The 15,733-nt window shown below is 36.7% G+C and carries 17 protein-coding genes and 1 tRNA gene; 17 read left to right on the plus strand and 1 reads right to left on the minus strand.

From position 1 onward, the window contains the following. Position 1 precedes the first annotated feature (1 nt). The 17 genes from GJV51_05095 (at position 2) to GJV51_05175 (ending at position 14,534) form a co-directional block, all read left to right on the plus strand. Positions 2 to 1,297 (plus strand): DEAD/DEAH box helicase, encoded by a 1,296-nt coding sequence (locus GJV51_05095; GenBank protein QGM25374.1) that lies wholly within the window; start codon positions 2 to 4, stop codon positions 1,295 to 1,297. Positions 1,298 to 1,488: 191 nt separating this feature from the next. Further along, a complete protein-coding gene (mutM, locus tag GJV51_05100; GenBank protein ID QGM25375.1) occupies positions 1,489 to 2,322 on the plus strand; it encodes a bifunctional DNA-formamidopyrimidine glycosylase/DNA-(apurinic or apyrimidinic site) lyase in 834 nt (277 codons plus the stop codon). A gap of 1 nt (position 2,323) precedes the next feature. After that, positions 2,324 to 3,055, plus strand: coding sequence for a DUF975 family protein (locus tag GJV51_05105; GenBank protein ID QGM25376.1), 732 nt, complete (start codon positions 2,324 to 2,326; stop codon positions 3,053 to 3,055). After that, positions 3,056 to 3,676, plus strand: coding sequence for a dephospho-CoA kinase (locus GJV51_05110; GenBank protein ID QGM25377.1), 621 nt, complete (start codon positions 3,056 to 3,058; stop codon positions 3,674 to 3,676). Next, complete coding sequence (locus GJV51_05115; protein ID QGM25378.1) at positions 3,663 to 4,952, plus strand: helicase DnaB; 1,290 nt, start codon at positions 3,663 to 3,665, stop codon at positions 4,950 to 4,952. Before GJV51_05110 ends, GJV51_05115 begins: the two co-directional genes overlap by 14 nt. Before the next feature lie 7 nt (positions 4,953 to 4,959). Beyond that, a complete protein-coding gene (gene dnaI / locus GJV51_05120) occupies positions 4,960 to 5,907 on the plus strand; it encodes a primosomal protein DnaI (protein QGM25379.1) in 948 nt (315 codons plus the stop codon). Then, positions 5,904 to 6,992, plus strand: coding sequence for a YibE/F family protein (locus GJV51_05125; protein ID QGM25380.1), 1,089 nt, complete (start codon positions 5,904 to 5,906; stop codon positions 6,990 to 6,992). Before dnaI ends, GJV51_05125 begins: the two co-directional genes overlap by 4 nt. Beyond that, positions 6,989 to 7,765, plus strand: a complete 777-nt coding sequence (locus GJV51_05130; protein QGM25381.1) for a YibE/F family protein — start codon at positions 6,989 to 6,991, stop codon at positions 7,763 to 7,765. Before GJV51_05125 ends, GJV51_05130 begins: the two co-directional genes overlap by 4 nt. 39 nt (positions 7,766 to 7,804) lie before the next feature. Further along, a complete protein-coding gene (locus tag GJV51_05135; protein ID QGM25382.1) occupies positions 7,805 to 8,107 on the plus strand; it encodes a hypothetical protein in 303 nt (100 codons plus the stop codon). Between the two features lie 126 nt (positions 8,108 to 8,233). Further along, positions 8,234 to 8,304 (plus strand) — tRNA-Cys (locus GJV51_05140). Between the two features lie 326 nt (positions 8,305 to 8,630). Next, positions 8,631 to 10,661: an ATP-dependent DNA helicase RecG gene (recG, locus tag GJV51_05145; GenBank protein ID QGM25383.1), complete on the plus strand. Its 2,031-nt coding sequence runs from the start codon at positions 8,631 to 8,633 to the stop codon at positions 10,659 to 10,661. A gap of 75 nt (positions 10,662 to 10,736) precedes the next feature. After that, complete coding sequence (gene plsX / locus GJV51_05150) at positions 10,737 to 11,768, plus strand: phosphate acyltransferase PlsX (protein ID QGM25384.1); 1,032 nt, start codon at positions 10,737 to 10,739, stop codon at positions 11,766 to 11,768. Between the two features lie 64 nt (positions 11,769 to 11,832). After that, the gene (gene acpP / locus GJV51_05155; protein ID QGM25385.1) at positions 11,833 to 12,081 is read left to right on the plus strand and encodes an acyl carrier protein; all 249 of its coding nucleotides are present in this window, start codon (positions 11,833 to 11,835) and stop codon (positions 12,079 to 12,081) included. A gap of 185 nt (positions 12,082 to 12,266) precedes the next feature. Beyond that, the gene (locus GJV51_05160; protein ID QGM25386.1) at positions 12,267 to 12,719 is read left to right on the plus strand and encodes a SprT family protein; all 453 of its coding nucleotides are present in this window, start codon (positions 12,267 to 12,269) and stop codon (positions 12,717 to 12,719) included. Positions 12,720 to 12,763: 44 nt separating this feature from the next. Continuing rightward, positions 12,764 to 13,597, plus strand: coding sequence for a Cof-type HAD-IIB family hydrolase (locus GJV51_05165; protein ID QGM25387.1), 834 nt, complete (start codon positions 12,764 to 12,766; stop codon positions 13,595 to 13,597). Beyond that, a complete protein-coding gene (locus GJV51_05170) occupies positions 13,598 to 13,804 on the plus strand; it encodes a hypothetical protein (protein QGM25388.1) in 207 nt (68 codons plus the stop codon). Next, complete coding sequence (locus GJV51_05175; protein QGM25389.1) at positions 13,797 to 14,534, plus strand: CPBP family intramembrane metalloprotease; 738 nt, start codon at positions 13,797 to 13,799, stop codon at positions 14,532 to 14,534. Before GJV51_05170 ends, GJV51_05175 begins: the two co-directional genes overlap by 8 nt. A gap of 37 nt (positions 14,535 to 14,571) precedes the next feature. Here GJV51_05175 and GJV51_05180 read toward each other — a convergent pair whose 3' ends face one another. After that, entirely contained in the window at positions 14,572 to 15,669 is a 1,098-nt protein-coding gene (locus GJV51_05180; GenBank protein ID QGM25390.1) for a M24 family metallopeptidase, read from the minus strand. Positions 15,670 to 15,733: the final 64 nt, after the last annotated feature.

Raw genomic sequence — 15,733 nt, forward strand, 5'->3', positions numbered from 1 at the left:
AATGAAACCTGAACTTTTAGAAAAATTTAACGCCTCTTTTGAGACACCAACGCCTATACAAAATGCTGTGTGGCAACGTTTGACCGATGGTGACTCAATATTTGGTTTAGCACCAACTGGAACTGGTAAGACATTAGCTTTTGTATTACCAGTTTTATCTCGTATTGACACAAATTTGAAACGTACACAAGTATTGATTTTAGCACCCAGTCAAGAATTGGCCATGCAAACAACGCAAGTCGTTCGAGAATGGGGGAATATTATTGGTGCAAGCGTAGCGAGTTTGATTGGTGGTGCAAATGGTCGTCGACAAGCTGATAAAATCAAGAAGGATAAGCCACAAATTGTTGTTGGCACTTTGGGGCGTGTGCTGACAATGGTAGACGGTGGCGTACTCAAATTAGATCATATTGCAACGGTTATTTTTGATGAAGCTGATGCGATGTTAACTGAGGAACGTCATGATAGCTTACAGGAGTTAGCAGATAAGTTACCTGCGCATATTCAATTAGGGCTATTCTCAGCAACTTCTGGTGTGGATCTGAATTATGTCAATGATACATTTGAGCAAAAAGTGCATCCGATTTCTGTAGGAACAGATGCGCCCGTATCTATTAAGCATGAATTTCAATATGTGGATCAGAGAGCAAAAGAAAAAGTATTAATACAATTAGCCCGAAATAATCAACAAGCTTTGGTGTTCTTTAATACAATTAGTGCCTTAGTGAACATGCAAGCTACTTTGCGACACGCTCATGTAAGTGTTATGAGTATCGGTAGTAATGACAAACGCCAAGTGCAACGTGCAGATGCTCTGCGTTTATTCAAAAAAGGTGAAGTCACATTATTGTTAGTGACCGATGTTGCAGCGCGAGGATTAGATATTGAAGATTTACCGTTGGTGGTAAACGCTCAGTTGCCACAACGCAAGAAAACTTATGTCCACAGAACAGGACGAACCGGGCGTATGGGAAAAGTAGGTCGTGTATTGAACCTTGGGAACGATCACGACATTCGTGACTTGAAAAGAGAATTGGGGGATAGCTTTAATCTAGGTAAAGCAGAAAATTTGTTTGAAAAAGATATAAAGTCCCAAGAAAAGACCGTCGCAAAAAGTAAAAATAGCGAGAATGTTTCGTCTGTCCCTAAAGACAAAAACTCCTCAAGTGTGGTTCCTCTGGTAACAAAAAAAGAAGTTGTAGTTGAACCCACTACAAAAGTTAAAAAGAAGAAACGTACAAAAAATTCCAAAGATAAGGGCAAACCAAAGTGGGCTCAAAACGGTAAAAAGAAGTGATGGGGTTTGCCTGATACTTGGTGATTTGCGTGACAATATGGATATGAAGCTAAGAGCGCACACAATATTTGATTGGGTGCGCTTTAGTGCCTGTGTGTTAAAATGATGTAATATAGAAATCATGTAATGAAAATTGATAAAATTAAGCTATAAAACAATTAGTCTTGTTTGACAAGACAGCAGGAGGGAAGATGCCAGAACTACCAGAAGTTGAAACAGTCAGACGTGGGCTTGAAAAACTAATTATTGGCAGCAAAATTATTAATGTACAATTGCCTTACCCAAAAGTTATTACTGGGGATGGGCAGCAGTTCATCACCGGTGTCATGAACACAGAATTCAAACAAATTGATCGTCGCGGCAAATATTTATTACTACGTTTAGCAAATAATCATACAATTGTTTCTCATCTACGAATGGAGGGGCAATACTCAGTAGAATCAATTGAGACGACGCCTTATAAACATACAGAGATTATTTTTGAACTATCTGATAAGCGAGCTTTGTTTTATAATGACACAAGACGGTTTGGACGCATGGTATTGACCACAACTGGCTTTGAAAATATAGAAGTACCTTCGCTATCTAAACTAGGACCAGAACCTACAGAGGAGCAGCTGACTTTATCATATATGAAGCGTATTTTTTCAAAGTCCAGAAGACCTGTTAAAACATTTTTATTGGATCAAACGCAAATAGCTGGTATTGGCAATATTTATGCGGATGAAGTTTTGTGGCAAAGTAAAATACATCCCCAAACACCAGCCAATGCATTAGATGAAGTTCAACTTAGTATTCTTAGAGCTAATATCATTTCAGAAATTAAACGGGCGATTAAGCATCATGGTACGACAGTACACAGTTTTAGTAACGTTTTTGGTGAGGTAGGTAAATTCCAAAATGAATTACAAGCTTATGGACGTGCTGGCGAACCTTGTTTACGTTGCAATACGCCGATGGTTAAAATAAAAGTTGGTCAACGTGGTACGACATTTTGCCCAGTTTGCCAAGTGGAGAAAAATTAATATGAATCAAGAGCCAATAAGTATTATTGACGTCAAACGTGACGCAAAAAAATTGATGAAGGGTCAATTAGGAACAGCTATTAAAATTAATATTATCGCGATTATTGTAACAGTGATAACCTTATCGATGATGAGTTTCACAGTCTATGCGATGGTTAAAGATACGAATCTAATGTCTAGTACGGATGTTTCTTCAGCAGCATCTCTGAATCTGAGTCCGAGTGAAGTGATTGTTTCAGTACTGCAAGATGCGGCTGGATTAATATTTATGTGGTCTGTTTCTTGGACAATTATTGATTGGTTTAATCATCCTAAAAAGAATCCAAGATTCATTCAAACTTTTCAAATATTTAATAATGGCAAATTTTTTCAAAGTCTACTGTTAGCTATTGTACAGTCTATGTTGACTTTTCTTTGGTCGATGCTGTTTACCATTCCCGGATTGATTAAGCATTATTCTTATGCGCAAACGTATTTTAGTTACAAATTAGATTTGGATGCTGGAAAACAGGCCAACGCATTGACAGATTATATTACACGTAGTCGAAAAATAATGAATGGACGTAAGTGGGAATTATTTTTATTAGACTTGAGTTTTATTGGTTGGCATTTATTAGGCATATTGACAGCTGGTTTGGCTTATATTTATGTTATTCCTTATCTGAATGCTACTAAAGTAGCTTATTCACGTCGGTTATTTAAGCTAAATAGTAAAGCAAACGAGGAACAGTAAATGTTGATAATTGGTTTAACAGGTGGAATTGCTACAGGGAAATCGACAGTCAGTGCTTTGTTACGTCAAGCAGGTTTTCCGATTGTTGACGCAGATATAGTGGCTCGTGAAGTCGTTGAGCCAGGAACATCAACACTTGAAAAAATCAAATTAGCGTTTGGCCCGGGAATAATCGACAATGGTGTATTAGATCGACGTAAGCTGGGTCAAATTGTCTTTGAAAATGGCGCCCAATTAAAAAAACTAAATGATATTATGCAACCAGCCATTAGTAGTGCAATGGCTGATAAAATTAATTTTTGGCGCTTACAAAATGTGCCCATATTAGTCCTAGATGTACCATTGTTATTTGAACGAGACTATGATAAAAATAAATCAGTAGATAAAATCATTGTTGTAACTGCTAGCGAAGAAGTCCAATTGTCTCGTTTGAAAAATCGTGATCAACTCAGTAATATAGAGGCACGTAACCGTGTAAAGTCACAGTTACCAATGTCGCAGAAGGTTGAGAGAGCTGATTATGTTATAGATAATAACGGTCGTATCGAAGAGCTACAGGAACAAGTTACAGTTTTAATCAAAAAAATAAAGGAGCTCGCGTCAACGCATGATGCAAAATGATAGCACAATTGAGTTTCACGCTAAGGCTGGTGTTTTTGTGCAGTCAAATACACCAATTACATTGACCGATTTAGATCGTACTTTTGATTTATACACGCCGTTTATTGGCGCAACTGGGTATGCACTGTACCACCTGTTGGTAAGTGAGTTACCCTACAATACACAATTAGATGGACGAGAAGATCATAATTTTATTTTAGATAGTCTGAATGTCAGTTTGCCTGATTTTGTTAAAGTTCGTCGGCGTTTAGAAGCAGTGGGTCTATTGACTACGCTTTACACAGAAGATGCTTTGGGCGAAATTTATACGTATCAATTATTTGCTCCGCTTGATGTTGACAGTTTTTTTAAAGAAAAATTATTGGCTGGTCTATTATTTAAATATGTTGGAGAGGCGCGTTATTTAACACTTCAGAAACGATATGCTACACAAGGACAACCAAATGTGAAGGGTGACAATATATCTGCCAAGTTTTTACAGGTCTTCAAGCATGATACATCTACCTTATTACCAACATTTGAGATAAACACAAATCATAGCAAAATTGAAATAGAAGATGATTTTAATTTTGAAAACTTTACAGACTTAGTGAGAGGTACAACAACAGAAAAGTTGGCACAACATCGAGATTTTCTAGTATCAATGCACGTGATTTACGGCGTTGATGAGGTAACGCTGGCAGGTTATACTTCGCAGGCAATCACATTAGATACTCATGATGTTGACGAAAAGATTTTGCAGAAAATTATGCGTCAAAATCGCACAACCGTTATTGCAGAGCAGGTGGTTTCACAGCCAGTGCAACAAAACCGCTCTAGAGAAATGTTACAGTTAGTTCAAGATGCAAAAACATTAGCACCTAATGCCTTTATTGAAGATGTTAAGTTTAAAAAAGGCGGCGGTTTTGTGACACGAAATGAATATTATTTCATCAGTAAAATGATTAAAGATGTGCGCCTCAAACCGGAGGTCGTCAATATGTTGGTTTGGTATGAATTGGTCAAACGAAATCGCGATACGGTCAATGTTGATACAGCAGAAACAATTGCTAATTCATGGTTAAAAATGCATGTGAATTCGGCTGAAGCAGCACTCAATGCAATTGAAAAATATCAACCTACTCGATCTACAAAACGAAACTATTCTAAAAAAATGACGCGTGTTGAACCACAAATGCCTTCTAGCACGCCTCAAAATCAACCAGCAACTTCTGTAGATGAAGTAGCGGAAGCCTTGGCTGAACTAAAAAAGTTGAATATTAAGACTAAGAATTGAGATTAATATGCAAAACCTATCTGAAGTACTCAAGCAATTTCAGCAACAATATGCTAATAAAGCCAATTTATCGGATATTATTGAATCTATTGGAAAGGATCAAGATATACGTTCTTTTTGGACTGCACATCAAGATGAATTGAACTCAGATGCTTTTCAACTTAAAATGGGTGATCTTTATGAGTATATTCAACAAAAGAAAAGAATTGCTGCTGGGGAAAAAGTTCTCTATCCAGGATATTATCCACAGCTAACAATTGAAAAAGGGTATCCAATAGTTCATTATGTTGCTAATGAGCAAACACGCAAAAAACTAATGCAACGTGAAAAGTTGACGCTGTACAAAATGCCAAAATCTGTTCGTTCGGCAGACTGGAGTACTATCGGTCAGGAAATCGTTGATCATGCCCAAGAGGAACAAGGGAAAACGGAAGCATTTATTTCACTCAATAAAATCCTAAAAAGTTTAACTAGTACAGTCCAAAATAACTTTGTTCAAGGTATCTATTTATATGGTGATTTTGGTGTCGGCAAAACATATATGATGGGAGCCCTTGCTAACGCATTGGCTGCTAATAATATAGGTGTTATGTTGTTACATTTTCCTTCATTCATTAGCGATTTGAAAGCGACATTTGATCATAAAAATGAATCTCTTGATGAATTATTAAATAAAGCAAAAAGCGTTTCTGTGTTAATTCTTGATGATGTTGGTGCAGATACGTTAACAGCGTGGAGCAGAGATTCGATTCTTGGTATTATTTTGGAATACCGGATGCAAAATGAGTTAACAACTTTTTTTACCTCTAATTTTGATGCAGATGGATTTGAACAATATCTATCGCAAACTAGGGAAGGTAATGAACCTATTAAAGCTGCTAGACTCATGCAAAGAGTGAAGTTTCTAGCTAAACCAGTCCAAATGACAGGAAAAAATAAACGGTTAGAAAATTGATATTCCTAAAAAAAACAAAAAACTATTGGTTTGTGGTCATTGCCGTTATTGTTGCTTGGGTTATATTGCGGTCTGATTCATTTTTATATCAAGAACCAGTTGGACAGGTTACACATGTTAAACTTCAGTCCAAACAAAAAACAATAGATGAGCATAATAATGCAGATAATATTTCTCATCAACAACTAACAATTAAACTGTTAAATAGAAACAAAATCATTAAGTTGACGAATCAATACACCGATTCGCAAACGGTGACACATCAGTACAGAGTTGGGGATCAGCTATTATTGACCGGGCATAGAGGGCATTTTCGAATTATATCTCTTAAACGTGATGCAGTCATCGGAGCTTTAGTTGTGTTACTATTAGGGCTGTTATTGATTTATGGAAAATGGCGTGCAACGTCATGGCTAACGCTCAGCCTTGTTGCCAATGTGGTTCTTTTTGCGATTGCATTATACATAGACGTTCACCTTAAAAATCCCAATGTTATTTTGATTTTTAGTATTTTAGCTGTTGGTGTAGCAGCATTGAGTTTGATGTTAGTATTAGGTAGAACCCTTCAGATGTTGGTTACGCTTTTAGCGACTCTTTTATCAACAATCCTGACGATGTTCATCATGTTTATTGTTCTTAAAGCTACTGGTAATGAAGGGGTTCATTTTGAAACAATGTCGTACGTAACACAAGTACCGGTTACTTTGTTTATTGCCCAAACGATTATTGGTGTGTTAGGCGCGGTTATGGATGAAGCTGCAGATATTGTTGCTGCGTTATTTGGTCTGCGTCGTGAAAAAATCGAACGTCACTTCAAGGATTATTGGCATGCGGGGATGAATGTTGGGCGCGATATCATGGGCACATTAATTAATGTGCTATTCATGATTTTCATTGCGGAAACAATGCCGATGGTTTTTTTGATGCTACGAAATGGTAATAATTGGCCCTATATACTTGATCAAATTATGAACCTTGGTATTTTACAGACAGTTATTTCTGGAATTGGTATTGTTTTGGCTGTTCCTGTCACTAGTGTTTTAGTTGGGTGGATTGCTGAGCGATACAAGGTGGTGGACAAATGAATGCGATTGGATTGTTAATAATTATTTTATTTGTTTTAATGGTGTTTGTTGGCGGTGTTCAGGGAATGAAAGCCTTTGTAGGCTTGATGTTGAACTTTATTGTTATTTTTATTTTGATGATTTTAATCAATTGGCAGTTTAATGCATATATTGTTACGGCTTTAATGAGTGTGATTATTTTGGCTCTTGCAATTTATTTAGGTGCAGAAAATCAATTTGTGACTAATACAGCTTTTAAGACAAGCTTGATAGTTATGTCAATTTTGATGGTAGTGGCAATTGTGGTTCAACATTTAGGCCAATTCCAAGGATTTGCAACTGAAAATTCGGAAGAATTGGAAGGTTTATCTTTGAATATAGGTCTGCCCTTCACAAAGGTTGCTGTAATTGTAATGGTCATATCCATTTTAGGTGCTGTTGCTGAAGCTGCAATGGCTATTGTAGCAGACCTGAATGAGGTCATAGAGCGTACACCGAATTTAAGCAAAAAAAGTTTATACGCGCATGCACATATTATTGGTGGGCAAATATTAGGTACAGCTATCAACACACTTTTTTTTGGGGTTTTAGGAGCAAATCTACCGCTTTTAATTTGGTTTATTCGTTTACGTTATTCAATTGCGATGTTTTTTAATGCAAAGTTATTGATGATGGAAGTCGTTACAATGTTGTTGGGTATGTTGGGAATTTTGATGAGTATCTGGGTAGCTAGTCGATTGGTTGTACATGAATATATCAAAATAAAAAGCAAAAATACAAGAAAAGGAGAATGAAGTTTGCGTTAAAAACTTCATTATTAGAATTAATTCGCTATGAAAGAGACTTTTGATTTAATTGAACGAATTACACGTAATGACGGTAGTTCTTATTTTGAACTAGGGAATATTCCTCATAATGGACGTGCCGAATATGCTGCTGAGCATGGATTTATTGAAAGTGTTCAGATTTTGAAGGTGAACATACCACGCTCAACTCACGTAGAAAAAGTAGAAGATTATATTAATTCACATTATGAACTGCTGCCTTTAGAATATGATGGTTGGGAAGAGTGGGTTAAGACACCTGAAATTGAAGAAGAGTTACAAAAAATACTGTTGGATAATCGGTTGGGCTAAATAAAAAGGGTGTTTAAAGACAGATTATTAATAAAGTATATAAAAGTAACCAAAATGTTGTAATTTTGATCAATTTTATATATAATTAAGAGCGTTGTTATTTGACATAACAATGCAAATAAGTTTGGTAGTGTAGCCAAGTGGTAAGGCAACGGTCTGCAAAACCGTGATCGCCGGTTCGACTCCGGTTACTACCTTCTAAATATGATAAACGCTGTAAAATCTTATGATTGTTAGTTTAATGAAACAAGCTGACAATATAGTTTTAGCAGTGTTTTTTATATTAAAAAGTGATTATGGTTGAAAAGGTTGCTTGCAGGTGAACAAAGACTATTCGGTGAAAAATAGATAGCGTGGAAAGTATGGATGAGGTCTTGTAATTATTTGAATTAATCTCAACGTTTTATAGTCAAACGTAACCAACTATTTAAAAAAATGTCATCGGTGAAGAGTATAGATGATTTCAATCTTATATTGATGTTGCCATACTGTGGGCGCTGTGTTATATGTTATAATATTCAAGATGATAACCCTAAACGATAATGTGAATATTTTGCCGGGCGTAGGTCCTAAGCGACTAGATGCGTTGCATGAAATTGGTATTTTTACGATTGATGATTTGATTAATTATTTTCCATTTCGATATGAAGATTTAGGAGAACGAGTGCCTTCTGAAACATTGGATGGTGAAAAGGCTACTTTCAAAGGAATCGTGAGCACACCGGCGATTGTGACTCGTTTTGGCAAACGATCTCAAACACGTTTTGGACTAATGATAGCACATGAAAATGTGCGTGTATCGTTCTTTAACCAACCATGGATTGCTCAAAATGTAGAAGTCGGCCAAGAAGTTGCTGTTTATGGTACTTATGATGCTGCTAAAGCGACCTTAACAGGCATGAAAGTGATTTCCAAAATTTCCAATGAACTTGACCCAATTTATCCTGCGTCTAAACAAATAAGCGCTAAAACAATCCGTCATTTGATAGAAATTGCGTGGGCTGATGTACGTGGTACGGTTGATTCATTAGTGCCAAATAACGTCCGTCAAAAATATCGTTTACTAGACAGAAATACGCAAATTGAACATATGCATTTTCCAGCTGACATGGCGCAAGCTAAATTAGCACGTCGAAGTATCGCTTTTGAGGAATTTTTTATTTTTCAAATGAGATTACAGTTGCTCAAATTAGCTGATAAAAACTTTTCTGGTGAAAGTATCAATTATGATAACAAGGCGCTAAACAAATTTAAAGCTGGCTTACCTTTTACATTGACAGAAGCACAACAAAAAGTTGTTTCTGAAATTTTACAAGATCAAAAACGTCCAGTGCACATGAATCGTTTATTACAAGGTGACGTAGGTTCTGGTAAAACAGTGGTAGCAGCAATTGCATTATACGCTGTTGTCACTGCAGGAATGCAAGCCGCATTGATGGCACCAACTGAAATTTTGGCTCAGCAACATGCCGTTAATTTGGCTGCAATGTTTGAAAAAGCGGGTGTTAATATTCGTATTGAACTGTTGACTAGTGGCATGAAAGCTGCGGCTCGGCGTCAATTATTAGAAGATTTAGCCGACGGAACAATAGATATCTTAGTTGGTACACACGCATTGTTACAACCGGATGTGATGTTTCATCACCTAGGTTTGGCAGTAATTGACGAACAACATCGATTTGGTGTTAATCAACGTGCAAAATTACGTGAAAATGGTGTAAACCCTGACATACTAGCGATGACGGCTACGCCGATTCCTAGAACATTATCTATCACTGCCTATGGAGAAATGGATGTATCAATAATCGATCAACTACCTAATGGCCGTAAGCAAATTCAGACACGAAAAATCAGTCATAATCAAATTGACTCGGCAATTGAATTTCTTAAACAACAACTCTCAGAGGGCGCACAAGCATACGTCGTGACGCCTTTAATTGAAGAGTCAGAAACATTAGATGTACAGAATGCTCAAGCAATGTACGAATCATTACAATTGGAGTTACCAAATAACGAAATTGGCTTACTTCATGGCCGGCTCTCGAACAACGAAAAAAAAGATTTGATGGCTAATTTTAAAAAAAATAAAATTCAGGTCTTAGTTGCTACTACAGTCATTGAAGTGGGGGTTGATGTACCCAACGCTAGTATTATGTTAATTATGGATGCGGATCGATTTGGATTGGCACAGTTACACCAATTACGTGGCCGAGTGGGTCGTGGTACGAGACAATCATACACAATTCTAGTTGCAGATCCAAAGACCGATTATGGTCGTGCTAGGCTTGATGCAATGGTTGAGACAACAGATGGTTTTCTTTTAGCACAAAGAGACTTAGAACTACGCGGTTCTGGCGATATACTAGGAACTAAACAGTCTGGTGTGCCTGAATTTGCAGTTGGCGATCCAATTAAAGACTTGAAGATGATGGAAGTTGCTCAGCAGGAAGCAATTAGCTTAGTTAGTACTGACGGCTGGGATAAATTCTCTGAAAATCAGAAACTAGTGGATTACTTATCAAGAACGATGGCGCATTATCGACACTTAGATTAAACAGTGTCAGCCAAAAAAGATTGAAAATAGAAAGGAACGTGTACAGCTAATCTCAGTTGCACACATTTAAAAAATATGAAAATCGCAATAGATGCAATGGGTGGTGATTACGCACCAATGGAAATAGTCAAAGGGGTAGAAATCGCTCGCGATCGTTATCCAGATATCGAATTTTTATTATTTGGAACAAGTGAACAGGTGAAGCCACTTGTGAAGAACTGGGCACATATTACCCTAATCCCCACAACTGAAATTATTGAGATGGGTGATGAGCCAGTTAAAGCAATGCGACATAAAAAAGATTCATCAATGGTTCGTGCCGCAAATGCTGTTAAAGCCGGCGAAGCCGATGCTTTATTTAGTGCCGGCAATACTGGAGCGCTACTATCAAGTGCTATTTTCTTAATTGGTCGTATCAAAGGTGTTGATCGTCCAGCCTTGGCCACCGCTATGCCAAGCTTTGCTGGTGAAAACGATCAATTTGTATTTATGGATTTGGGTGCAAATGCTGAAAGCAAAGCCTCACATTTGTATCAATACGGAATATTAGGGAGCTTTTATGCTTCTCATGTTTTAGGCATTCATGATGCACGCGTGCGTTTATTGAACAATGGTGCAGAAGAGGATAAAGGGGATGAGGTTCATAAAACAGCACATCAGCTGATGAAAAAATCACAATCTTTTAATTTTTTGGGTAATATTGAAGCACGTGAATTATTAGAAGGAACTGCAGATGTAGTTGTTGCTGATGGCTTTTCGGGTAATGCAGCATTGAAAGCTACGGAAGGTACTGCATTGATGATGTTGAAGCAAATTAAGCAAGCCATCATGGAAACAGGGATTCGCGGTAAGATGGGCGGTCTCTTGTTAAAACCAGCTTTTAAAGATATACAAAAGAAGTTGGACTATAATGAGGCTGGTGGGGCAGTAATCTTGGGTGTTAATGCGCCTGTCGTTAAAACGCATGGTTCTGCTAAAGCCAATGCAGTAGCTAATACAATGGGACAAATTAAAAAAATGTTTGAAAAAAATCTGGTGCCAGACATTCGAACATACATCTCAGATCATAAGGATGAGTTACAAGCTGCTAAGAATGAATTGCAATAATAAAGTGGTGAATAAGTTATGGTATAATAGTTCTTTAGATTAAAGATTCTGGGAGTAATTACTGATGGCAATTGAAAAAGAAGCAATTTATAATATGATGGCAGATGAAATTGCAGAACGATTTAATGTTAAAAGAGATACCGTTACGCCGGATTTGAATTTTTTGACAGATATCGATGCGGATTCTATTGACTTTGTTGAATTAGTATTAGAAGTAGAAGATATGTTTAATGTTGAAATTTCTGATGATGATGCTGAAAATTTGGTTACGTTGCAACAGACAGTCGACTACATTGTTGAACATCAAAATTAAATGTTTAAATACCTGTTTTCATTTATTGGACTAACAAACATTTACAATATAGATACGTTTTAATGATTACGAATATTGTTCTGAATCATGATATATTTTTGTTAAAGTAAGTCCTCACAAATTGTTATTTGCTTGGGGACTTTTTGTATGGTTATCCAAAATATTAATTGAAGCGATGTGTTAAAATGACAGATAATGAATTACAAAATCTTGTTGAGAAAATATCATATGATAGTTTTGATCGTCCATTTCAACACCATGCAACATTCAATAATCATTTACGAACAACAGGTGGTCGCTATTTTTTAAAAACTCATGACTTAGAGTTTAATCCTAAAATGGCTACTTTGGACGATTTTGACAAAATTATCAAGCATGAACTAGCGCACTATCATCTACATTTAAGTCATCAAGGGTATCAACATAAAGATAGCGACTTCAAACGGTTATTAGCACGTGTTGGTGGCATGCGATATGCACCCGATATTGGTAGAAAACAATCATCGCAGTATCAATGGTTATATCGTTGTGAAAATGGGCATAATATTATTCGAAGACGCCGCTTTAAATCAGAACGCTATCGGTGTGGTCAATGTCAAGGACGGATAAAATTTATTGGTAAATTATCGAATAAATGAACTGCTTTGTTATAATGAGTTTACAAATATAATTGGAGATTATAATGATAAAATTGATTCTTTCAGATTTAGATGAAACATTGCTCGATGATGATGGTACGATTAATGCTCAAAATGTGGCTGCTGTGCAAAATTTTGTAAAAAATGGGGGCTATTTTGTTCCTAATACTGGACGTTCTTATAAGTCTGTTTTTGGTACATTAAAAGATCTAGGCCTAAACAAACAAAACAAACAGTACGTAGTTTCATACAATGGTGGTGCAATAGTGGAAATCAATGAAGATGGTAGCGAAAAGATTATTGTCCAACACGGTATGGATTTAGAATTAGCCAAGAAAATTTTCTCTCTTGGTCAGATTCAATCAGACATTGATACGCACATCTACACGATAGATACATTATTCATTTATAATATTTCAAAAAATGATGAACAATACATGAAAGAACGCAGTGTACCGTATCAAGAAATGGCCGATGATAAGTTAGATTTTCTTTCGAATGAAAAAACGATAATGAAAGTAATTTTTGAACATAATGATCCGGATGTATTACAAAAAATCGCTAATACCGTTAATGAACAACTTGCTGATAAAGTATTGACAACATTCAGTTCCAATCGCTATGTTGAATTTAATCCCATGGGGAGTGACAAAGGCTCAGCTGGATTAGAATTAGCTGATATGTTGGGAATATCACGGAATGAAGTTGCTGCGTTGGGGGATAACTTGAATGATGCAGCTCAAATCAAAGCTGCAGGTGTAGGTGTGGCCGTGGCAAATGCTAAAACAGAAATCAAAGAAATGGCTGATTTAGTGTTGTCAAAGACAAATAATGAAGGCGCGGTTGCAGAATTCATTAATGAACATACAGGCAAATAAATGGGTAATTTAATTACGAGAGTCATACTATCGGTTGTTAGCTTTGTACTGTTTGTCTTAATATTTTTGTTGAGTGACCAGCAAAACTGGCCATTATGGGCAACGATAACGCTTGTTGCTATTTTGTTAATCGTATTTAACATTTGTTTTGTATGGTTATATTGGCAAAAGAAAAAATGCACACTAGATGAGGATGATGATGCTTGAAACGACAAATGAAGTGAAACCAAAATCTTTACTGCTCAGAATAATTAATGTTTCTCTTGTGCTGTTTTTAATTGTTGTGGCACCCATTCCTTTGATGCTTACTACCACAACAGACAATATATTTTTACAAATATTGTATGCTGAAATAATGTTCATTTTTTATATAGGTATTGGGTTCTATGCTTATAGGCTGCTCAGAAAAAATATTTCTGGTCCAGTCTTCACTAAACCAAATATTAGAAATTGGCGAGGTTTTTGGTGGCTAGTAGGTATGTGGTTCCTGATGATATTCATCGAGGTAATACTTGCTCAATTACGAGTCCGACTAACAGGGGTCACTACAACCGAAAATCAGGCAGCTATTAATGAGCTAACTTCAAATCTAAATGTGACGATGATTGCCATGGTAATATATGGTACATTTTTGGCGCCTGTAGTTGAGGAATTAGTTTTTCGTGGCCTTATTTTAAATTATTTTTTTCGCAAAAGTTGGTGGTGGGCAAATATTATTTTGTCGGGTTTAGTTTTTTCACTACCACACATGGATGCGCTTCCCACGAATATCGCAGACACCTTAAGTTTTATGATATATGCTAGCATGGGGATGGTGCTCGCCTATATTTATAAAAAAACTGGTGATTTGAAAAATAGTATTGCCGTTCATATGATGAATAATGGTATAACAATGATTCCGTTGCTGGTTATAGCAATTAGGAATGCTATACAATAAAAGACCAATGATTTGAGTCATTGGTCTTTTATTTATTTCAAAATTGTAGTAGTTCTTTGGTTGTGTGAGTATAAGGAATAAAACCTTCTTTACTCATATAACCACTGTCTTCAATACGGACACCAGCAACACCTGGAACGTAGATACCAGGTTCAATAGAAAATACCATGCCTTCTTCAATAACCATATCATTTCCCGCCATGATTGAGGGGAACTCATGCACTGATGAGCCTAATCCGTGTCCGAGTCGATGATTGAAGTATTGACCATAGCCAGATTTTGTAATGATATTTCGTGCTATAGTATCCAATTCGCTTGCTGTCATACCAATTTTAGCTTGTGATTGGGCTGTAAGTTGTGCTTCGAGCGTAATAGCATGTATTTTTTTTGCTTCATCGCTCACGTTTCCAAAAGCTACTGTCCTTGTAGCATCGGAAGCATACCCTTCAGTCATTGTTCCTAAATCAAACAGCGCCATTTCACCAGTATTGAGTGTATTTGTTGATGTTGAGCCATGTGGGTCAGCAGCATGTGCACCAAATTGAACGAGCGTTTCAAAACTCATACTAGATACGCCTGCTTTTTTGAGCTCATATTCTAATTCAGCAGCAACAGCTAACTCTGATATGCCGTTCTTTAGTGTATTAAAGCCAATTTCAAAAGCACGATCAGCATCACGACCAGCAGCCCTCATATGCGCTATTTCATCCGGTGTTTTGATTAGGCGGAGTTGATTAATTTGATCGGTAATATCAATAGAAAATTGTCCGTCAGGAAAAGCAGTTTGTAGTAAGTTAAGACGTGCAACTGTTAGGTTATCGGCCTCAATGGCAAATTTTTTTCCTGTGGTAAATGTTCTAATATGATTGGCTAATTTTAGCCAAGGATTCTCATGGTCTTCATAACCTAAAGCAGCATAGCGCCAGCCGCTTTCTTTCATACTGTTGACTTCCAGTGCTGGTCCAAACAAAAAAGGTTCACTATTTTCAAGTAGCACGAGTGCTAAAACACGTTCTATTGGATCAGATTCAAAACCGCTTAAATAGGCAACACTGTGATAATTTGTAATGATAGCGCCTGACAACTCTTGTTTGGTCAGCCAGCTCGTTAATGCACTGATTTTTTCTGCATTCATAACACTAACTCCTGTGAAATTTGATATAGGTAAATTGTATCACTTTCATCACGATGAATCTTTT

The sequence above is a fragment of the Leuconostoc mesenteroides subsp. mesenteroides genome (genome assembly GCA_009676745.1).
In the GTDB taxonomy this organism is placed as follows: Bacteria; Bacillota; Bacilli; order Lactobacillales; family Lactobacillaceae; genus Leuconostoc; species Leuconostoc koreense.